Here is a 20,157-nt window from a genome sequence, read left to right as displayed (position 1 = left end):
CGCGGTGTCTTGCGACAGTGTCAATAAGTCTTAAATGGCATATTTATTTAGCTATTTGCTTTACCGTCGCGATGGGCTGAGCGTACTTGTTTTTGACCGTAGCGGGAGAGCTATACGTGAGTACACGCTTTTTACACCATTTTTTTGAACCCCGAACGATTGCGGTATTTGGTGCTTCAGAAAAAACTGAATCGTTGGGCGGCTTAGTGTTGCGCAATATTCAAGAAGGCGGCTTTAAAGGAACTATCTGGGCGGTGAATCTGCGTGGCTATGCGCATGTCTTTGGTGAAACGTGCGTAAGCCACGTCAATGATCTTCCTGAGGTGCCTGATTTAGCCGTGATCTGTTCGCCGATTGATGGCGTTCCCCAGCTAATTAAACAGTTAGGCCACTTTGGTGTGAAAGCTGCTGTCGTTCTATCTGGTGGCGCTTATTTAGATCGCGATAAAGGCAATAAAGGATCCATTCGCGAACGCATGCTAAAAGCCGCCCGTGTTTCGGGTATTCGTTTACTCGGGCCTGAATGTATGGGCGTGATTGTGCCAGGGAAAAAGCTCAATGCCTCCTACGCCAGTCAGCAGGTAAAAGCCGGTCGCGTTGCCTACCTTGGTCAGTCCGGGATGCTGGCCAATGCGATGATTGATTGGGCCGGAGGCCGTGACGTGGGCTTTTCCCATTTAATTACCGTGGGCGATAGCGTCGATGTGCTGCTGCCTGACTTAATCGACTATGTGAACCAGTTCTCCCCAGCCCAAGCAATTTTGTTGCACTTAGAGCGGGTCAACGATGCTCAGCACTTTATGACCGCGGTGCGTGACGCTTCGAGAAACCGCCTGGTGGTGGCGATTAAAAGCGGCCGTACGATCGAATCCGATATTTCGGGCATGCCGCCGACGCCTGGCATTGCTAATCGCGATAAAGTCTTTGATGCGGCGTTTTCGCGCGCAGGCGTTGTACGGGTGAATGACTCGGACGAGCTTATTGATGCATTAGAAACGCTTTCACGCATGAAACCGCTTAAAGGGGATCGCCTTGCAGTGGTCTCCAACGGATTGGGGCCGGCGATGCTCGCCATCGACAAGCTCATTAGTGCTGGAGGAAAGCTGGCTCAGTTTAGCGTCGAAACCCAGCAAGCTTTGCATAAAAGCCAAGTGGATTTCACTAAACCGGGGGAAAACCCGGTAGACCTTGGGGGCAACGCAACGCCACAACGCTTTGTCGAGGCGTTAGAAATCGTGGCAGCAGATGCCAATGTTGACGCCGTATTGGTGGTGCATGCTCCCACCCGTTTAGCGCCATCGAAGACAACGGCGCAGGCGCTGATTGAGAATCGCAAAAAATTCCGGCGTAACTTATTGACCAGTTGGATGGGACTGAAAGAGGCACTCAATGCACGCCACGAGTGTAATGTCGCGGGTATTCCGACGTATATCTCGCCGGAAAAAGCCGTTAAAGCGTTCATGCACATGGTGGATTACCAACGCGTTCAGCTACTGTTGCAAGAGATACCGCCAAGCCTGCCGTTTTCTACAAGCGTGGATATTCGCGCCCAGTGCCGCACTTTGATTAAAAGTGCAAAAGAGCTGGGACGCCAAACATTCACCCACTCAGAAACGGCTCAGGTGCTGGAAGCGTATGGCATCCCTACCGCCACTAGCGTGTATGTCCACACGGAAGAAGAGGCCGCTGAGGCAGCGAAACGCATCGACGGAGCAAAAGCCCTGAAAGTCGTACACGAAGGGAATTGCTGGCCGTATCGTTACCGCAAGCACCCTCATAAGATTTCAGCCGGGTTACTACAAGATTTGGAAACCGCTGAGGAAGTGGTGGATGGGATAAAGCGTCTGGGTGAGAAGGTCAGGGACAAATTCCCTGAATATGAGATCCACGAGTACTGCTTACAGCCGATGCAGCGTGGTAAGCACTCAATGCAGATTTGTGCCGGCATTACGCGTGATCCGGTATTTGGCCCATTAATCGTTTTTGGTATTGGCGGCTATAAAGTTAATATTTTGGCTGATCGTCAGGTGGCGCTACCTCCTTTGAATATGAGTCTTGCCGCTGATGTTGTCGGGCGTACTCATGCGGCTTCTCTGCTACGTGAGCACTCCGCTGACCCGCAGCGCGATATCGATAGACTCTGCCAGTTACTCGTCAAACTCTCGCAAATGGCATCCGAACTTACCGAGTTGAGAGGACTGGAAATTAACCCGTTGCTTCTCAACCGCGATGGAATGATTGCTGTCGACTTTGCCATGGACCTCGGCACGCCCGCCCGCTTTGCCATCATGCCGTACCCTGAGGAGTTGCGTGAATGGGTGACGTTGAAAAATGGCTGGCAAGTTGAGGTGCGCCCGATTCGTGCCGAAGATGCACCGCTCATTACCAACTTTCACCGCCAGTTGTCAGAAGAGAGTATCCGGTTTCGCTACTTCCACAATAAATCTGATCTGACCAAACGCGATTTATCGATGTTGTCGCACATCAATTATGATCGTCAGATGGCTTTTATTGCCGAATATCAACGCGATGATGGCAGCAAAGAGATGTTGGGCGTTGTGCGAGTATTTAATGATCCTGACAATATCCGCACCGAGTTCTCAGTGATCATTCGCGATGACCTTCAGGGGCTTGGGATTGGTAGCCTACTGATGAAGAAGATGATTGATTACTGTCGTAGCATCGGTACGTTAGAAATGATCGGTAAAATCATGGTGGATAATCACCCGATGCGGGCGCTGATGAAGCACCTAGGCTTTAAGTGTCGCTACAACATGGAAGAGCAGGTGATTGATGCGGTGATGAGCCTAAATGAACCTGAAAGCGAGTGGCAACGCCACCGCCTGGAGAGCTTGCCTGACTGAGTTATACCTGCGTGGCTGAGTTACATCAGAAGAAGTGGCTCGGAAGCAAAAAGAAACAAGAGCGAAATTCTCGCCCTTGTGTTAGGTCTAAACTGATTTGGATACTTAGCCCGTTGTCAGTAATTATGGCGCAAGCCGGAAGCGTTTCCAGGCTTCGCCTTCACGGCGCTCAAAGCGTATACGGTCGTGCAAGCGGCTAGGCTGGCCTTGCCAGAATTCAATCATATCGGGGATAACGCGGTAGCCACCCCAGTGAATTGGGCGGGGGATATCTTGGCCTTCATACGCTTGTTCAAAGCGCGTTTGGCGCTCTTCAATCCAGTTGCGGTTAGGAATGATAACGCTTTGTGTCGCAATCCAAGCACCTAGCTGGCTGCCTCGCGGACGACTGTCAAAATATTCATCGGACTCATCGGCAGAGACCTGCTCTGTGCGTCCTTCAATGCGCACTTGGCGAGAAAGAGACGGCCACCAAAACGTTAATGCCGCGTAGGGAACATTGTTAAGTTCGCTGCCTTTATGGCTATGGTAGTTGGTAAAAAACACCATGCCATTTTCATCGAAACCTTTAAGCAGCACGACGCGAGCGTGGGGATGTCCTTGACTGTCTACGGTGGCAAGTGTCATGGCGTTGCCGTCTTTTCCTTCGCTCTCAAGAGCTAACGTAAACCACTCATCAAACAGAGCAAAGGGGTCATCAGGCGTGTGAGACTCGTCTAGCCGACCACCCTCATAGTCGCGACGAATGTCGGCAATATTACGTGTCATTGTATTACTCCCCCAAAAAAGTGTTTTGCCTATGTTCGCTGCTCTAAAACAAAAGCTCAAGCGCTCTTTTTGTTATAAGACGGAGTCCCCGATTTGCACGTCCCTGCGCCTAAAATAATGGATACGAGTGTGTTGCGCCGCCATAGGTGAATCCCCGCGTCCAGTACCCCGGCAATGATAAGCGGTAATCCATTGGCGCCGATATTTAACGGTTAACTGCTGCGACGAACTGCCTCGCATTCTATGAGAATCAGGGGATAAATGCGAAACTCACGATTCTTCCAAGGTTGCCAGAGAGCTAAAAGTAATGCGTCACATTTTTGTATGGGATATTTTCGTTCGAGTATTTCACTGGGGGTTGGTGGGCGCCGTGATAATGTCGTTTTACACTATAGAAACCAGCGGGGCGCCGTTTTTATTCCCTATCGAGGTGCATGCGCAAGCGGGTTACACCGTGCTTGGGCTCTTGGCTTTCCGTTGGCTTTGGGGGCTGGTGGGTAGTGACTACGCACGCTTTCGAACCTTCCTTGTGGGGCCGTCTGGTTCACTTAGTTACGCGAAAGGGGTGATCCAGCGCTTGCCTAAATCTTACGCGGGACATAACCCGCTGGGTGGCTGGATGGTCATGATCATGCTGCTATCGTTAACGTTTCAAGCAGTTAGCGGGCTTTTTTTAAGCGACGATATTTTCTTCCAAGGGCCACTTCATGGCCTTTTTGGCGATGATGTAAGCAAAACGCTCATGAGCTGGCATCGACTTAATTCCAATCTTTTGATCGTGCTTATCGGGTTGCACTTGGCGGCGATTGTGGTGCATAGACTTATGGGGGAAAAGCTGGTAAAGGCGATGATTACCGGTGTTAAAACGCTTGCGCATCCGCCGGTGGATCACCCGGCATTGGGCGAGGTGAAAATACGTTGGGGATGGGCGTTAGTGGCTGTTCTTGTGGGAATGACGGTCACACTTACATTTTGGCTTGGGTAAGTAATGAAGGTTAATAACAAAAACGCTGAGAAGCGTGCGCTTCCCAGCGGGTGCTTTCTGAATAGTTGTTAGCAGTTTCTTATTTTTGACGGTAATCGTCGTGGCAGTTGCTGCAAGCATCGGCCACTGTTACAAAGGCGCGGCGCGAGGCGTTGAAGTCTCCTTCTTGCGCTACCTCTGCCAATGTCGCCGCGTCTGCGGTAAAGCGTTGCACACGCTCTTGCACATCGTCGGGGTTATCGGCGATGTCAGCTTTTGCATCGGTGCTCACACCATGTCCGTCGCCAATGTATGAGCCTTCAATAAAACCTTCCCAGGGCAGGGAAGCCAGGGTGCTAATGGCCTCTGCGCGGCGGGCAAACTCGTCAGCATCGTAGTCGATGTCACCCTTAGCCATATCGCCCATCGGCCCGAAGTGCCAACCCATCACGCTAAAAACAGATTGACGATATTCGATAGCATCGGTGGGATCTGCTGCCTGTGCCATGCCGACGGTTGCCAGCGTCATGGCAACGGCCGTAGCGAGTAAGTTGCCTTTTAATTTGCGCATCACGGTCTGATCCTCTGTAGTGAATCGTTCTCATGTAAATAACGGCAGTGAACTGCGCGCGATCAAGCGCTAAAGCGTCTGACCTTATAATGATAGCAGCTAAGGCGAGCGATCCAGCATTTTATCGATAATTCACGTGATATTGATCATTGGCGAAACTGTAACTGACGGCTGCGAAAGCGGGCATAAAACATGCAGCCGGTGAACAGCGCCAAGGAGACCAGCGCTTCCACTACGCCCCGTAGTGCTTGGCTAGGCAATGTGGCCACCATCACGCCTTGAGTAAAATAGAGCAGGCTGACAAAAGCCAACCAGGCATGCCCGCGTGGCCGACGCCCAATAATAGAAGGTAAAAACAGCACAAGGGGAAGTATAAACGCGACGATAGGGCGCCAGTTAAACGTTTCCCCTTGAAGCAAGAAGCCGCGATAAAGCATCAGTAACATAAGCGCTGAATAGCTCATGACCACTAATTGACGCGAGTGCAGGGTTAGGTTATCCAGCCCGTACTGCTGTTCGACGTTTTCAAGCCACTGACGCATTAAGCCCCCTCACGCATAGATAGTAGTGCCAGCGCTAGCCTGGCGATGCGCTTACCTTGAGCGGCACAGAGCGCTCTTTCGCTTGAATCAACTTGGCGGTCGCTGCGCGCACCCGCTACGTGGCTTGCTCCATACGGTGTTCCGCCTGCTTGCGTTTCAATGAGTTCGGTTTCGCTGTAGGGCAGGCCGGCAAATACCATTCCGTGGTGCAACAGTGGCACCAGCATGGTAAGTAACGTGCTTTCTTGGCCGCCATGTAGGCTCGATGACGAGGTAAACGCGCAGGCGGGTTTATCGATTAACGCGCCATTGAGCCATAGGTTACTGGTGCTATCGAGAAAGTACTTCATAGGAGCAGCCATGTTGCCAAAACGCGTGGGGCTACCTATTGCTAACCCGGCGCAGTCGCGCAGGTCGTCAAGCTCGGCGTAGATGGCGCCTTCTTCCGGGATTTCTGGCTCAACGGCTTCACAGGTGGACGATACTGGCGGCACACAGCGCAGGCGAGCCTGTATGCCGGCAATACGTTCAACACCTTCAGCAATTTGGTGTGCCATGGTCGCGGTTGCGCCACTGCGGGAGTAATACAACACAAGAATATACGGCTGGTTAGCGCTCATTGGGCGGTCTCTTTCTGGGCAAACTCTTTCTGGATATGCATAGCGATGATTATCGCATCAAAAATAGGGCTGCCCATGTTAGCAGACTCGGGTAAACGGCGGTAAACCCAGGCGTTGGTGCCGTCTGCGAGGGTGAGTTTTACCCGCTCGTAACGAATCCCTAAGCGTTCGTAGCGATCTAACCGCGCCAGCTCTTCAGGCGTAACGGTCAACCGTAGCCCATCAATATGCTCAGCCGGCGCGGGCGCGATATCCAGCCCTTCACGTGTGAAGTTTTCAAGCCTAGCTGGCTCTGGATCAGCGAGTGTGCCCATGACTACCAAACGCACCGGCGCGTATGTCAACGTGCCATACACAAATACATGATGCGGGTGCGACTGAATCGGGGAAAGATTGTCAGGTCGATCATAAAACCAGGGGCTAAGCATGGTCAGCCATAACCAAGTGGCTATACCTGCAAGCACGATCAGTAAAAGTACAGCGAAACGTGTTAAGCACGTCATGGTGTTTCCTTTATTGTCCCATATCGAATGCTTAAGCATTGTGCCTGCTTTTGCTACGATGCGCTTTCGACCTGCCGGAGGAATTCAATATGAATCAGTCGCTGCGTGATGACCGGGATTTCAGGGCAATGATGGGGGATGTGAAACCGTTACGAGGCCACAACCGAGCGGAAACGGGGAAAAAACGCACCGCTGCAACAGAGGCGCAGCGCGCAAGGCGTGAGTCGGCACAAGAAACGTTAGGTGAGCGCAATTTTCTTTCGGATGATTTTGTTGATCTGGTGCCACCGTTTGATCCGATCACGTTTCGTCGTGAAGGCATTCAGCAGGGCGTCGTGGATAAGCTCAAGCACGGTGGGTATTCGGTGCAAGCTCAGCTTCATCTTAATCGTCGACCGTTAGCGGAGTGTCGACGTCTGCTTTTTCCCTTTATCTACGATGCCTATGCTCACGACCTGCGATCCATATTGATTGTCCATGGCCGGGGACGAGATATCGACAGTCCTGCCAATGTTTTGCGCTCCTATCTAGCTAAATGGCTTATGCAGTTTGACGAAGTACAAGCCTATATTTCGGCGCAGTCTTCCGACGGTGGGCTGGGGGCTACTTGGGTCATGTTGCGCAAGAGTGACCGGGCCAAGGCTAATAACCGCGAACGCCAGCAGAAGCGGCGGGGCTGACCGCTAACGCAAAAGGGGCCGCCCATTGGCGACCCCTTTTGGGAGTGACCACGATTGCGCTGCTTAGCGGTCAGCGTTCAGGCGTTTTTCAAACAGCGCCTGGCGTTCTTCGACATCGGTCTGGTAGCGCACGCTGAAGGCGTTCAGGGCGCGCAGGGCATCGTCAGGGTGCTGATCGTCGCGCAGGGCCATGGTGTTGAAACCGCAACGCTGCATGTAATTCAACTGGTCGACCAGCACATCCCCCACCGCCCGGATTTCACCGCGATAGCCAAAACGCTCGCGTAACAGACGCGCGATCGAGTAGCCACGGCCGTCGGTAAACGCCGGAAAATCAATCGCAACCGCCGGGGTCGCGCTGATGCTCTTGACCAGCTCGGCTGTTGGTTCACAGTCGCTGGCCAGCAGCGGGGCTAGTTCAGTGTCTTCCTTATTGGCTTCCCAGAGTGAAAGGGGTACGAAGGCAGGGCGCTGCTCGGGCAGTGCCTCTGCATCGTAGGAGACGCACCAGGCATTTTCCGTCGCCAGCTCACCGTCGGCAATCAGATGGTCGACGTGCACCGGGGCTGTTGATGGCGCATCGCTCGCCGTGGCGTTACTTGGCATACACGTGCTCCTTAAAGGGTTTCAGGCCAATACGGCGATAGGTATCCAGGAAGCGCTCATCTTCGTGGCGCTGTGAAACATACACCTGGAGAACTTTCTCGACCACACTGGGGACGTCTTCACGGAAGAACGAGGGGCCGAGAATTTTACCCAGTGAGGCGTCGTCGGTGGAGTTGCCGCCGATCGATACCTGGTAGTACTCCTCGCCTTTCTTATCAACACCAAGGATGCCGATATGTCCTACGTGGTGGTGGCCACAGGCATTCATGCAGCCGGAAATATTAAGATCCAGCGGACCCAGGTCATAGAGGAAGTCGAGGTCTTCAAAACGTTCCTGCAGGGCCTGGGCGATGGGGATCGACACGGCGTTGGCCAGGCTGCAGTAGTCGCCGCCGGGGCAGCAGATAATATCGTTGAGCGTGCCTACCGTCGGATTAGCCATACCCAGGGCGTCGAGTTCTTTCCAGAGTGCTTCGAGCTCATCCACCGGCACGTCTGAAAGGACCAGGTTCTGTTCGTGGGTCACGCGGACTTCACCGAAGCTGTAGCGGTCGGCGAGGTCGGCGATCGCGTCCATCTGGTCGGCCGTTACATCCCCCGGGGCGTGTTCACGGCGCTTCAGCGATAGCGTTACGGCCTTGTAACCGTAAACCTTGTGAGCGGTCACGTTATTTGTCACAAAACGCGCAAAGCCACGGTCTTCCTGGCGTAGACGCTCGAACGCCGCCACGGCGGCTTCACCCACCTCGCGACGTTCCGGCTCGGGGAAGTGGTCCTTCGCCGCATCAACGGCTGCCTGATTGAGCGTTTGTGGGCCGTCTTTCAAGTGCGCCCACTCTTCCTCGACGCGGCGGCGATACTCTTCGATACCCAGCGCCTTAACCAGGATCTTAATCCGCGCCTTGAACTTGTTGTCACGGCGGCCAAACTGGTTGTACACCCGTACACAGGCTTCTAGATAGGTCAGCAGGTGCTGCCAGGGCAGGTCGTCGCGGACCACATCGCCGATCATCGGCGTACGGCCCAGGCCACCACCGGCGAGTACCCTGACGCGTAATTCGCCCGCGTCGTTGTACCACAGCCGTAGACCGATATCGTGAACCTGGATAGCTGCACGATCCTGCGAGGCGCCACTCACGGCAATTTTGAACTTGCGCGGCAGGTAGGCAAATTCAGGGTGTAGGGTTGACCATTGGCGGATCAGCTCGCACCAGGGGCGCGGGTCTTCGACTTCGTCGTTGGCGATACCGGCAAACTGGTCGCTGGTCGTGTTGCGGATGCAGTTGCCGCTGGTCTGAATGGCGTGCATCTGCACCTTGGCCAGATCTGCCAGAATATCCGGCACGTCTTCGATCGCCGGCCAGTTTAGCTGCAGGTTCTGGCGCGTTGTAAAGTGGCCATAGCCGCGGTCATAGCGGCGGGTGATGTCGCCCAACGCACGCAGCTGATAGCCGGCCAACATGCCATACGGAATCGCAATGCGCAGCATCGGCGCATGTCGTTGGATATAGAGTCCATTTTGCAGACGCAATGGACGAAACTCTTCCTCTCCCAAACGCCCGGCGCGATAGCGATCCATCTGATCGCGGAACTGAGCGACACGTTCATCTACCAACGTTTGGTCATGAGTATCATAGCGGTACATGGGGCACGGTCCTGCTTAATGCGAAGGTGTCGAGCGGAACGACACGCTGTTGTTAGCCAAGGTGGTTAACCAAAAATACTAAAGCTAAGAGTAAACACACCTTAACGCGGGGCCGCATATGCGACAAAAGAATATATAATTATCTTTTTATTTCTAAATGGTATTTAAAAAATGAGATGCCCATTTCCGACGCTGCCAAATCCATACAAACGCTAGCGAGTTGATTAACCGGTACACCAGCTGCACGAGCCAAATGCCTATTAGGCCATATTCATGAATAACTCCGACCCACCAGGCAAGCGGTAAAAACACCAGCCACTGCATACTAAGTGTTAACGTCATCACGGTGCGTTGGGCGCCGGCGCCCATCAGCGCTTGCGCGAGTACTAGCGCGGCGGCATCGAGCACAATCATCGCCCCGGTGAGTTGTAGCGGCAGTCGACCCAGGGCGATTAACGCCTCGTGATGGAAAAACAGCCCCAACAGTGCACTGGGGAAAAACAGCATCGGAAGCGCCAATAGTGCAAGCAGCAGCCAGGCAACGCCAAGGGCATCCCAACCCCAACGGTGCGCCTCTTGGCGTGCCTCCCGTCCTAACGCTTCACCAACAAGGCTCATGGCTGCCACGCCCAGCCCCACGCCAGGCAGAATTAACAAAAGCGATAAGTTAATGAGCACGTGGCCGACGGCAACACTGGCGGTATCAATTTGGCTGAGCATCCAGATCAATATCGCATAGCCAGCGGCAAACCAGAGTTGTTGCAAGGAGTGGGGAAATGCTAGCACTAGCGTGTGGCGAAATTGTTGCGGAGAAGGCAAGCGCTGCAAAAAACCCTGCTGGCAAGCCCCCTTAATGCTGACTACCAGCCACGCCAGTAGCCCGATGAAAAGTGAAAGCGTAGTACCGGCGCCTGCACCGCTGGCCCCCATTTGCGGCAGCCCTGCGTAGCCAAAAATCAGCCCGATGCTGGCGAACACATTAAGCACGTGAACGCCGACAATAATGCGCAGGTAAAGGGTTGTATATTGACGACCGTTCCAATACCCACGAAAACACAGCGTCATCGCGATGGCACTAAGCGACACCACGCGCCAGCGAAAATAATCTACGGCAACGCTGTGCACATCGTCTGTTTGCGTCATTAGCTGGATGATAAGCGGTGCTTGCCACCAAGCAATTAACGTCAATGGAAGCCCTACAGCTAACGCGATCAGCAGCCCGGCGTTAAGCGGTTGAGCCGGTGTGGCGCATTGCGCCCCGGTGCGTTGAGCAGTTTGCGATTGCACCCCGGAAGATAGCCCGAAGACAAGCGCCGTCATCATAAACATCGCATAGCCACCCACGCCGATGCCGGCGAGGGCGACTTCACCCAGTGAGCCTACCAGGGCGGCGTCGATGAGATTGAGCACGCTTTGCGACAGCATCCCTAACATGATCGGCAGCGCCAAGCGCATGACTTTACGTCGCCGACGGCCCATCAGCACCATGGATTTAGCTCGGGTCGTAAGAGAGCACAGGGGCAAGCCAGCGCTCTAGCTCGGTAAGCGTCATGCCTTTACGCTCCGCAAGGACTTCGACTTGATCGCGGGTGATTTTCCCCGTCGAGAAATACTTCGATTGTGGATGGGAGAAGTACCAACCCGATACCGCTGCCGCCGGCCACATGGCAAAGTTCTCGGTTAATTCAAGGCCGGTGTTATCGGTGGCATTGAGTAAACGGAAGAGCGTGGCTTTTTCGGTGTGATCGGGGCAGGCAGGGTAGCCCGGTGCGGGGCGAATGCCTTGGTACTTTTCAGCAATAAGGGCGTCGTTGTTTAGTGTCTCTTCGGGAACATAGCCCCAGAATTCTTTACGCACGCGTTCGTGCATGCGCTCCGCGAAGGCCTCGGCCAAGCGGTCGGTGAGCGCCTGTACCATAATAGCGTTGTAATCGTCGCCGGCAGCCTCATAGGCTTTACTTAGTTCGTGCACACCGTGGCCGGTGGTTACCGCAAAACCGCCAATCCAATCAGGCTGTTCGCTTGCTTTTGGGGCAATAAAATCAGCTAGGCTATAGCAGAGACCATCGCGCCCTTTGGTGGTTTGCTGACGAATGTGGTGTAGCCGCTCCACCACTTCGCGGCGCTCGTCGTCGCGGTAGACTTCAATGACATCATCATCCACGGTATTCGCTGGCCAAAAACCGATCACCCCGCGTGCCTGAACACGTTTTTCATCGATCAGTTTACGCAGCATCTTCTTTGCATCGGCAAACAGGTTTCGTGCGACTTCGCCAACTTTTTCGTCATCCAGAATCTTGGGGTACTTACCGGCGAGTTGCCAACTCATAAAAAAAGGCGTCCAATCGAGGCGCTCGATAAGTTCTTCGAGGTCGTAATCATCGAAAACCGTGAGCCCGGCGACGTTGGGTGTCGGCGGGGTATAGGCGGTCCAATCGGTGCGGAAGCGTCGCTTGCGCGCCTGCTCGTAGTTTAAGTCTGCCGCTTTGGGGCGGCGTTTGGCGTTGCGTTCGCGGACTTTTTCGTACTCGGCGCGAATCTCCGCTACGTAGCTATGCTTAAGATTTTCGGTCAACAAACGTCCCGCGACGCCAACCGCCCGCGACGCATCGGTAACGTAGATCACCGGGTGTTCGTATTGCGGCTCGATTTTTACTGCCGTGTGCGCTTTTGACGTGGTGGCACCGCCGATCAAAAGCGGAAGGCTCATACCGCGACGCTGCATTTCCTTAGCGACGTGGACCATTTCATCCAGCGACGGCGTGATCAGGCCCGAAAGGCCAATGATATCGGCGTTGTGTTCTTCGGCGGCCTGCAAAATCTTTTCTGTGGGTACCATCACGCCGAGGTCAATGACTTCGTAGTTGTTACACTGCAGTACCACGCCGACGATGTTTTTGCCGATATCATGGACATCCCCTTTGACGGTCGCCATGACGATCTTGCCCTTGGTCTGGCTCTCACCTTGGGACAGCTCGGCCTTTTCCTCTTCGATGTAAGGAATGAGATACGCTACCGCCTGTTTCATCACGCGGGCTGATTTCACCACCTGGGGCAGGAACATTTTACCGTCACCGAACAGGTCGCCCACTACGTTCATGCCGTCCATTAGGGGGCCTTCGATAACCTCGATGGGGCGGGTTGCCGCTTGACGCGCCTCTTCAGTGTCCTCTTCGATGTAAGCCGTCACGCCTTTGACCAAAGCGTGCTGGATGCGCTGGTTGACTTCCCAGCTGCGCCAGGCAAGGTCCTCTTTTTTGGCAGCACCGCTGCCATCGCCTTTGTACTGTTCGGCGATATCTAAGAGCCGCTCGGTAGCGTCATCGCGACGGTTGAGCACCACGTCTTCAACGGCTTCACGCAACTCGGTGGGTAAATCGTCATACACCGCCAGCTGGCCGGCGTTGACGATTCCCATGGTGAGGCCCGCGCGGATGGCGTAATAGAGGAAAACGGAGTGGATCGCCTCGCGCACGGCGTTGTTGCCGCGAAACGAGAATGAGACGTTAGAAACGCCACCGGACACCATGGCGTGGGGCAGGTGTTCACGAATCCACTGTGTCGCCTCGATAAAATCGACGGCGTAGTTGTTGTGTTCCTCAATGCCGGTGGCAATGGCGAAGATATTAGGGTCGAAAATAATATCTTCCGCCGGGAAGCCGATTTCATCAACCAGCAGTCGATAGGCGCGCTGGCAAATTTCGGTTTTACGCGCAAAGGTATCGGCTTGGCCCTCTTCATCGAACGCCATGACGACGATAGCAGCGCCGAAGCGGCGGCACTTGGTTGCCTGTTCGCGAAAGGCCGCTTCCCCCTCTTTGAGCGAGATCGAGTTGACGATGGCCTTGCCCTGCACACACTTCAAGCCGGCTTCGATAATTTCCCATTTGGAGGAGTCGATCATGATCGGCACGCGGGCGATATCGGGCTCGCCAGCAATCAGATTGAGAAAGCGCACCATGGCTTCCTGCGATTCCAACATGCCTTCATCCATGTTGATATCGATGATCTGGGCGCCGTTTTCGACCTGCTCCAGTGCAACCTCTAACGCAGTGGTGAAATCTTCCTCTACAATCAAACGCTTAAATCGAGCCGAGCCAGTGACGTTGGTGCGCTCGCCGACGTTGACGAACAGTGAGTCAGCCGCAATGTTAAACGGTTCAAGCCCTGATAGGCGGCAGGCCGCGTTACGCATGGGAATTTCACGTGGCGCCATGTCCGCGACGGACTCAGCAATCGCGCGGATGTGTTCCGGCGAGGAACCACAGCAGCCGCCGATAATATTGACGAGCCCGCTTTGGGCGAATTCGCTGACGATGGCTGCCATTTCTTCCGGCGTTTGATCATACTCACCGAACTCATTGGGTAGCCCAGCGTTCGGGTGGGCTGAGACAAAGCTATCGGCTTTGGTGGAAAGCTCTTCCAAATAAGGGCGCAACTCCTCAGCCCCCAGGGCGCAGTTAAGCCCCACTGAAAGGGGCTGAGCGTGGCGGACCGAGTTCCAGAAAGCTTCGGTGGTTTGGCCGGAGAGGGTGCGGCCGGAAGCATCGGTGATGGTGCCAGAAATCATCACCGGCAAGCGCTCGCCGCGGTCGTCAAATAGCTCTTCTAGGGCATAAATGGCGGCTTTCGCGTTGAGCGTATCGAAAATCGTCTCGATCAGAATCAGGTCAGCGCCGCCCTCGATCAGGGCAATGGCCGCTTCGCGGTAGTTCTCGCAAAGCTCATCAAAGGTGACATTACGCTTAGCCGGGTCGTTGACATCCGGTGAGAGGGACGCCGTGCGCGAGGTCGGGCCCAGCACACCGGCAACAAAGCGTGGAACGCCGGTCTCGCTGGCAACCGCATCGCATACTTCGCGGGCCAGGCGCGCTGACTCGCGGTTGATTTCCGGCACCAAATCTTCCATGCCGTAATCCGACTGCGACAGGCGCGTGCTATTGAATGTGTTGGTTTCAATAATATCGGCACCGGCTTCAAGGTAGTCGCGATGAATCCGTGTGACGACATCGGGGCAGGTCAGCGCCAATAGGTCGTTATTGCCTTTGAGATCTGACGGCCAGTCACTAAAGCGCTCGCCACGAAATTCCTCTTCGCTCAGCTCGGCGTTTTGCAGCATGGTGCCCATGCCGCCGTCGAGGATCATGATGCGCTTTTCAAGAGCGTCTTTAAGGCGTTGGGTAGGCGTCGCGGTCAAGGCACTAGCAGACATGGCAGGGGGAAATCTCCAGCGTCACAGTAAACGTCTTCAGCGCCGCGGTTGCCAGCGGCAAAGAGAGTGTTTTAATAAGATATTATAAAGGGCAGGTATGATAGCAGAGCGTGAGCGCGGTGGCAGCCTTCAACGTGGCAAAAGCCTACTAAAACGGTCGGGATTGTGTCATCGACCCGTTTTGGCTTACCATAACAACAAATGAAATGTGAAGTGGCCTTTGCCACTGCCACGGGAGGAAAATACCCCTCATGAGCACGACAGCAGAAGAAACCGTAGAAGAAGTAAAAGGTATCGAGATTACCGAAAGCGCCCAAGATTACCTTTCTGAGCTTTTAGAAAAGCAAAATGTCGAAGGTATTGCGGTGCGCATCTTCATCACTCAGCCAGGCACGCCATATGCAGAAACGTGCTTGGCTTACTGCCGCCCCGGCGAAGAAGAGCCCACGGATCAAAAAGTTGAACTTGAGAAGATTAACGTCTTTCTGGATAAAAACAGCTTGCCGTTTTTAGACGAGGCGGTGGTGGATTTTAATGCCGACCGCATGGGTGGGCAGCTTACGATCAAAGCGCCCAACGCCAAGATGCCCAAGGTAAACGCTGATAGTCCATTGGAAGACCGCGTTAATTATGTGCTCTACAGTGAAATTAATCCTGGGCTTGCTGCGCACGGCGGGGAGATCAAGTTAGTCGAGCTCACCGAAGATCAAGTGGCGATACTTGCCTTTGGTGGCGGTTGCCAAGGCTGTGCAGCGGTGGATTTAACGCTAAAAGATGGCGTGGAAAAAACGCTGGTTGAACGCATTCCCGAGCTTGCAGGTATTCGTGATGTGACTGATCACTCTGATACCACCAACGCTTATTATCGTTAAACCATAACGCAATGTAGATGGTTCAATCACGATTTATAGCCTCGTGTCACGCCCCGCTTAACGCGGGGCGTTTTCGTTTTTATCATCCTGGTTTTTGTCCTCATCTTCCCGTGATGCTTGCAAGCGTAATGAATCAGGTAGGGTGGATACTTGACGCTGCAGCGCCTGAACGCTTTGCCAGAGCTCGCTTTGCCACTGTTCTGACTGACGTTTAGCCAGCGCCTCATGTTCGCGCTTAGTTTCAGCGAGGGCTTGGCGAGCGTTAACGAGTTCGCTTTGTAAGCGCTTAGCCTCTTCTTCATGCTGCTTGGCGGCTTGTCTCTCTTGGGCAAGCGCCTGCTCGGTGGCTTCTTGCCGAGCTTCGGCTTGGTGGCGTGCCTGTTGCTCCGCTTTTACGCTGTCGCTAAGGGCTTCAAGGCGCTTTTCGTGATGTTGTATGCGCTTGTTCAGCGCTTTCTCCTCATCCGCTCGCTCCTGGCGAACGCTGTCCAGAAGCCTCATCAGCTTGCCTTCGGTGGCTTCGTTACGCTGTTGCTCCTGAGTGAGTTTTTCCTCCCACGCCTCACGTTGTTGCGCGAATGTATTGCGGCTTTTTTGTTCCTGCTCGCTAAGTTGCTGAGCTAAAGCATCAAGCTGGGTATTCGCGGCTTTTAGTTGCTGTTCATGACGCTCACTTTCCGCTTTCCAGCGCGAACGCTGAGTGGCCGCTTCGGCGAGTTCACCGCTCAGCGCTTCTACTCGCGTTTCCATATGGCGTAGGTGCTCGGCAAGCGCGCTTTCGCGCTGCTCGGCATTGGCCGCGTGCGTTTGTGCATCCTCGGCCTGCATTTGCGCGTCTACCACTTGGCGATCTGCCTCTTCGCGGTAGTGGGCGAGCCCTTCGTTAGCGACTTCCTGTGCCTGCTGCCACATATCCGACGCCAGCGTAACGATGGCATCGGGTATGCCTTTGGGAGGCGGCACATCGCGGTTTTGCGCACGTTCACTGCGCCAGTGGCGGAAGTGCTCGCTGATGGTCGTGAAGCTACCGGTACCTAAGACCTCGCGGATGCGCTGCACGCTGGGCGTATCACCGCGAGATATCAGTTGGTCAATGGCGTGTTGCACATCGCTGTATTGAATGCCGTTACGTGCCATCCAAAGCTCCTGGGGTTAAATCAAGCTCGACCTGAAAGCAAACGCCATTATTGTGCGGCGTATATCTGAAAAGCGCAATAATTACATATTACGTATTATGTAATTTTATTTATGATATTGAATATAAATTCAAGATTACCCGCATTATCTTGAATTTATACACGCGTACTGGCAGATTAGACGCTCAGGTTGATAGGAGCCTCCGTGAAAGAGCCAAAACCCACCGTGCCAGCGCCGCGCCGCCTAGCGGACACGAATTTAGTCGGGGAGCTGCATGCGTTACCCAGCAGCGTGGGTAAGGTGCGCATTAATGCCGACAGTGATGTAGAAGCGGTTACACATTGGCTTGCTGAGTACAGCGAAAGCCCACAAACCCTGCGTGCATATCGCCGCGAGGCCGAGCGGTTGTTGCTGTGGCTATGTGCAGAAGGGCGGATGCTTAACGATGTGGATCGCCACTGTCTATCACGCTTTGAAGACTTCCTTGCCGACCCGCAACCTCGAACACAGTGGGTCGGCCCGACGAAGCCTCGCCATCACCCTGAGTGGCGGCCGATGCGCGGGCCGTTATCGCCGGCAAGCCGGCGCCAGAGTTTGATCATCTTGCAGGGGATGTTTAGCTGGCTGGTGGAAGCGGGGTGGGTTGAGTACAACCCCTTTCGGCTGATGCGCGATAAATCTCGTCGCCTCAATAACCAAACGCTGCAGGTAGAGCGCTACTTTGAGCAGCCCCTATGGGCGTGGTTTTGGCGCTGGCTGCATCGTCCGCTGCCAAACGCACATCCTCGTGCGCATTTTGAGCGGGCAAGGCAACAGATCATTTTTGCCTTTGCTTACCTGCTGGCCCCGCGGATTAGCGAAATGGCCGCAGCGAAAATGGGCGACTTTTACCGCCGCGAAGGCCGGTGGTGGTGGCACGTGGTAGGGAAGGGCGACAAGCTTGCACACGTACCGGTGCCGGATGACTTCTTTATCTATCTCACCGAGTGGCGCAAAACCTTAGGCTTGCCCCCTCAGCCTGAACATCAAGAAGCCACACCTCTATTACGTGCATTGGACGGTAAACGCGCCATTGGTGACAATCAGCTTTACCGGCTAATCCGAGCCTGCTTTAAAGACGCCGCCAAGGCGCTAGAAGACGAAGAGGGGTCGCCTGCTTACATCGCGGCACTGCAAAGCGCGACGCCGCATTGGCTGCGCCACACGGCCATTACCCACCAAGCGCAAGCCGGAGTTAGCCTGCGTTATTTGGCGGAGAGTGCCCGCCACGCCAGGCTGGAAACGACGTCGCGTTATCTGCATACAGAAGCGCATCAGTGGCACGATGAGCAGCAGCGCCACCGTTTGGCGGCGCTTTATCCGCTAGCGTCTTCGCCGGATAAAGTGTAAGCGCGTTATAATACGTTCAACTTTCTATTTCCTAACCTAATACTGATTAAAAGGACGTGTAATGAGCACCGAGCAGGCGCAGCAAGAACTAATTGAAGAGTTTGAGATGTTTGATAACTGGATGGATCGTTATCAATACATTATCGATATGGGCAAGGCACTACCGGATTTCCCCGATGAGTGGAAAACCGACGAGTATAAAATTCAAGGTTGCCAATCCAATGTCTGGGTGCGCCATGAGCAGCAGGGTGACCAACTCATCTTCAGCGCCACCTCCGATGCGGCGATTGTCTCTGGGCTAATAGCGGTGCTGCTGCGTATCTATAATGAGCGTACCGCTGAGGAAATTACCGCAACCGAGCCGCATTTTTTGGGCGATTTGGGGCTGGATAAGCACCTTTCTCCAACGCGCAGTAACGGCTTACACGCGATGCTTGAGCGCATTTATCGCGTGGCGAAAGAAGCATAATGGTGAATAGTTGGACAAAGCGTCTATTTGAGCGTTGGGCGCTTGTTTGGTGAACAACACAGCTCTTCGTCTTCTTGGCAGAGCTTTTCACTCGGGCCGCCGGGAACAGGGTCTAACCCACCGTCACTACCCGGGTGGCATTTGGCCATCCGCTTGACCGCCATCCAGGTGCCTTTTAATGGCCCGTGCACCTGAATGGCCTCAATGGTGTAAGACGAGCAACTCGGCCAGAAACGACAGCGCGGGCCGAGTAGGGGGCTTATCACCAGCTGATAGCCTCTTACCATGCCGGTTAGCAGCACAATAAAAAAACGCCGAAGCCTCTTTTTGAAGCGAACAAAGAAGCGATTAGCTGCGTTGGCCATAGAGTTCGGCGGGGTCGATGAGCGGTTCACTGGTGATATGGGCACGTGTTGGCGTAATGGCCACATAAAAACAGCTGCGCCGACCAGTGTGGCAAGCAGGCCCCGTTTGCTCTACTTGAAGCAGCAACGTATCGCCATCGCAATCTAATGCAGCGGATTTTAACTGTTGCTGCTGTCCCGATGATTCGCCTTTACGCCACAGCTTGCCGCGCGAACGCGAGTAGTAACACACGCGACCGGTACGTAGTGTCTCTTCCAGCGCATCACGGTTCATCCATGCCATCATCAATACCTCGCCACTGTCATGCTGCTGGGCGATAGCGGGAATCAGCCCCTGGTCGTTGTACGTTACGGCGTCCAGCAGGGCGGATGTTGGGGGTAGAGTATCTTCTGGGGTGGCGCGCTCTAACTGTTTGAATAACGATGACATATAGCTAACTCACGAACGAAAAATAGAGACAAAGGCGCGCGGCGTGAAACAATCGTTACCCCCGCGCGGTTTGACAGGTTGCACATAGTCCTTGCAGTTCAATGGTTTGGCGCTCAACACGAAACCCCTTGCGTTCGGCACGGGCAGCGAGCTGATCACTGATTTCATCTAGATGGATCTCTTCTACATGACCGCAACCGCGACAAATCAGTAGCTGAAAGCCGTGGGCATGTTCCGGGCATGCGCAGGCAACATAAGCATTTTGCGACTCAATGCGGTGGACCAACCCTTGTTCGATCAAAAAATCGAGCGCCCGGTATACCGTGGGTGGGCGTGCGGCCGCATGCTCGGTAGTGAGCTGATCCAGCAGGTCGTAAGCTTTAAGGCCGCCGCCACTTTGGGCAATCAGCGCAAGCACTTTACGGCGGATCGGCGTGAAGCGCACACCGCGTGCTTGGCACTGCGAGGCGGCTTGCTGAAGTAGCGTGGTTGTTTGAGGCATGAGCTCCCTCTATGCGTC

General features: G+C 54.3%; 19 protein-coding genes. 6 read left to right on the top strand and 13 right to left on the bottom strand.

Features of this window, described 5'->3' with window-relative positions:
- The first annotated feature begins 116 nt into the window (after positions 1-116).
- Positions 117-2,864, top strand: a complete 2,748-nt coding sequence (locus HZS81_RS08545; protein ID WP_179930134.1) for a GNAT family N-acetyltransferase — start codon at positions 117-119, stop codon at positions 2,862-2,864.
- A gap of 123 nt (positions 2,865-2,987) precedes the next feature.
- On the opposite strand, the gene pdxH is transcribed toward HZS81_RS08545, so the two are convergent.
- The gene (pdxH, locus tag HZS81_RS08540; protein ID WP_179930133.1) at positions 2,988-3,632 is read right to left on the bottom strand and encodes a pyridoxamine 5'-phosphate oxidase; all 645 of its coding nucleotides are present in this window, start codon (positions 3,630-3,632) and stop codon (positions 2,988-2,990) included.
- Positions 3,633-3,939: 307 nt separating this feature from the next.
- Between pdxH and HZS81_RS08535 the strand changes: the two genes are divergently transcribed.
- Positions 3,940-4,617: a cytochrome b/b6 domain-containing protein gene (locus tag HZS81_RS08535; protein ID WP_179930132.1), complete on the top strand. Its 678-nt coding sequence runs from the start codon at positions 3,940-3,942 to the stop codon at positions 4,615-4,617.
- A 79-nt stretch (positions 4,618-4,696) separates the two neighbouring features.
- Here HZS81_RS08535 and HZS81_RS08530 read toward each other — a convergent pair whose 3' ends face one another.
- The 4 genes from HZS81_RS08530 to HZS81_RS08515 form a co-directional block, all read right to left on the bottom strand.
- The gene (locus HZS81_RS08530) at positions 4,697-5,167 is read right to left on the bottom strand and encodes a c-type cytochrome (RefSeq protein ID WP_241697436.1); all 471 of its coding nucleotides are present in this window, start codon (positions 5,165-5,167) and stop codon (positions 4,697-4,699) included.
- A 146-nt stretch (positions 5,168-5,313) separates the two neighbouring features.
- On the bottom strand, positions 5,314-5,709 hold the full coding sequence (locus HZS81_RS08525; protein ID WP_179930130.1) for a DUF2069 domain-containing protein: 396 nt from the start codon (positions 5,707-5,709) through the stop codon (positions 5,314-5,316).
- Positions 5,709-6,329: an NAD(P)H:quinone oxidoreductase gene (gene wrbA / locus HZS81_RS08520; protein WP_179930129.1), complete on the bottom strand. Its 621-nt coding sequence runs from the start codon at positions 6,327-6,329 to the stop codon at positions 5,709-5,711. Before wrbA ends, HZS81_RS08525 begins: the two co-directional genes overlap by 1 nt.
- Positions 6,326-6,832 carry a gamma-glutamylcyclotransferase family protein gene (locus tag HZS81_RS08515; protein WP_179930128.1) on the bottom strand — a complete coding sequence of 169 codons (507 nt, stop codon included), beginning with the start codon at positions 6,830-6,832 and terminating at the stop codon, positions 6,326-6,328. The genes wrbA and HZS81_RS08515 overlap by 4 nt, the downstream gene beginning before the upstream one ends.
- Positions 6,833-6,921: 89 nt before the next feature.
- On the opposite strand from HZS81_RS08515, the gene smrA reads away from it, so the two are divergent.
- A complete protein-coding gene (gene smrA / locus HZS81_RS08510) occupies positions 6,922-7,512 on the top strand; it encodes a DNA endonuclease SmrA (protein WP_179930127.1) in 591 nt (196 codons plus the stop codon).
- 63 nt (positions 7,513-7,575) lie between these two features.
- On the opposite strand, the gene HZS81_RS08505 is transcribed toward smrA, so the two are convergent.
- The 4 genes from HZS81_RS08505 to metH all read right to left on the bottom strand — a co-directional run bounded on the left by HZS81_RS08505 (position 7,576) and on the right by metH (position 14,975).
- The gene (locus HZS81_RS08505; protein ID WP_179930126.1) at positions 7,576-8,118 is read right to left on the bottom strand and encodes a DUF934 domain-containing protein; all 543 of its coding nucleotides are present in this window, start codon (positions 8,116-8,118) and stop codon (positions 7,576-7,578) included.
- On the bottom strand, positions 8,108-9,763 hold the full coding sequence (locus tag HZS81_RS08500; protein WP_179930125.1) for a nitrite/sulfite reductase: 1,656 nt from the start codon (positions 9,761-9,763) through the stop codon (positions 8,108-8,110). Before HZS81_RS08500 ends, HZS81_RS08505 begins: the two co-directional genes overlap by 11 nt.
- 153 nt (positions 9,764-9,916) lie before the next feature.
- Positions 9,917-11,251 carry an MATE family efflux transporter gene (locus HZS81_RS08495; RefSeq protein WP_179930124.1) on the bottom strand — a complete coding sequence of 445 codons (1,335 nt, stop codon included), beginning with the start codon at positions 11,249-11,251 and terminating at the stop codon, positions 9,917-9,919.
- A 4-nt stretch (positions 11,252-11,255) separates the two neighbouring features.
- Entirely contained in the window at positions 11,256-14,975 is a 3,720-nt protein-coding gene (gene metH, locus HZS81_RS08490; RefSeq protein ID WP_179930123.1) for a methionine synthase, read from the bottom strand.
- 251 nt (positions 14,976-15,226) lie between these two features.
- On the opposite strand from metH, the gene nfuA reads away from it, so the two are divergent.
- Positions 15,227-15,847 carry a Fe-S biogenesis protein NfuA gene (gene nfuA / locus HZS81_RS08485; protein ID WP_179930122.1) on the top strand — a complete coding sequence of 207 codons (621 nt, stop codon included), beginning with the start codon at positions 15,227-15,229 and terminating at the stop codon, positions 15,845-15,847.
- 57 nt (positions 15,848-15,904) lie between these two features.
- Here nfuA and HZS81_RS08480 read toward each other — a convergent pair whose 3' ends face one another.
- The gene (locus HZS81_RS08480; protein WP_179930121.1) at positions 15,905-16,984 is read right to left on the bottom strand and encodes a DNA-binding protein; all 1,080 of its coding nucleotides are present in this window, start codon (positions 16,982-16,984) and stop codon (positions 15,905-15,907) included.
- A gap of 204 nt (positions 16,985-17,188) precedes the next feature.
- Here HZS81_RS08480 and HZS81_RS08475 point away from each other — a divergent pair, with 204 nt between their 5' ends.
- Together HZS81_RS08475 and HZS81_RS08470 are read left to right on the top strand one after the other, a co-directional pair.
- Entirely contained in the window at positions 17,189-18,373 is a 1,185-nt protein-coding gene (locus tag HZS81_RS08475; RefSeq protein ID WP_422141580.1) for a tyrosine-type recombinase/integrase, read from the top strand.
- 61 nt (positions 18,374-18,434) lie between these two features.
- A complete protein-coding gene (locus tag HZS81_RS08470; protein ID WP_179930120.1) occupies positions 18,435-18,842 on the top strand; it encodes a SufE family protein in 408 nt (135 codons plus the stop codon).
- 23 nt (positions 18,843-18,865) lie between these two features.
- Here HZS81_RS08470 and yidD read toward each other — a convergent pair whose 3' ends face one another.
- From yidD to HZS81_RS08455, 3 genes are all read right to left on the bottom strand, one after another.
- Positions 18,866-19,129 (bottom strand): membrane protein insertion efficiency factor YidD, encoded by a 264-nt coding sequence (gene yidD / locus HZS81_RS08465; RefSeq protein WP_241697435.1) that lies wholly within the window; start codon positions 19,127-19,129, stop codon positions 18,866-18,868.
- 61 nt (positions 19,130-19,190) lie between these two features.
- Positions 19,191-19,637 (bottom strand): phosphoribosyl-AMP cyclohydrolase, encoded by a 447-nt coding sequence (hisI, locus tag HZS81_RS08460; protein WP_179930118.1) that lies wholly within the window; start codon positions 19,635-19,637, stop codon positions 19,191-19,193.
- Positions 19,638-19,692: 55 nt separating this feature from the next.
- A complete protein-coding gene (locus HZS81_RS08455) occupies positions 19,693-20,139 on the bottom strand; it encodes a Fur family transcriptional regulator (RefSeq protein WP_179930117.1) in 447 nt (148 codons plus the stop codon).
- Positions 20,140-20,157 lie beyond the last annotated feature (18 nt).

Source organism: Vreelandella salicampi, assembly GCF_013415105.1.
In the GTDB taxonomy this organism is placed as follows: domain Bacteria; phylum Pseudomonadota; class Gammaproteobacteria; order Pseudomonadales; family Halomonadaceae; genus Vreelandella; species Vreelandella salicampi.
The sequence above is the reverse complement of the archived record's forward strand: the minus strand, read 5'-3'. Positions and strand labels throughout refer to the sequence as shown.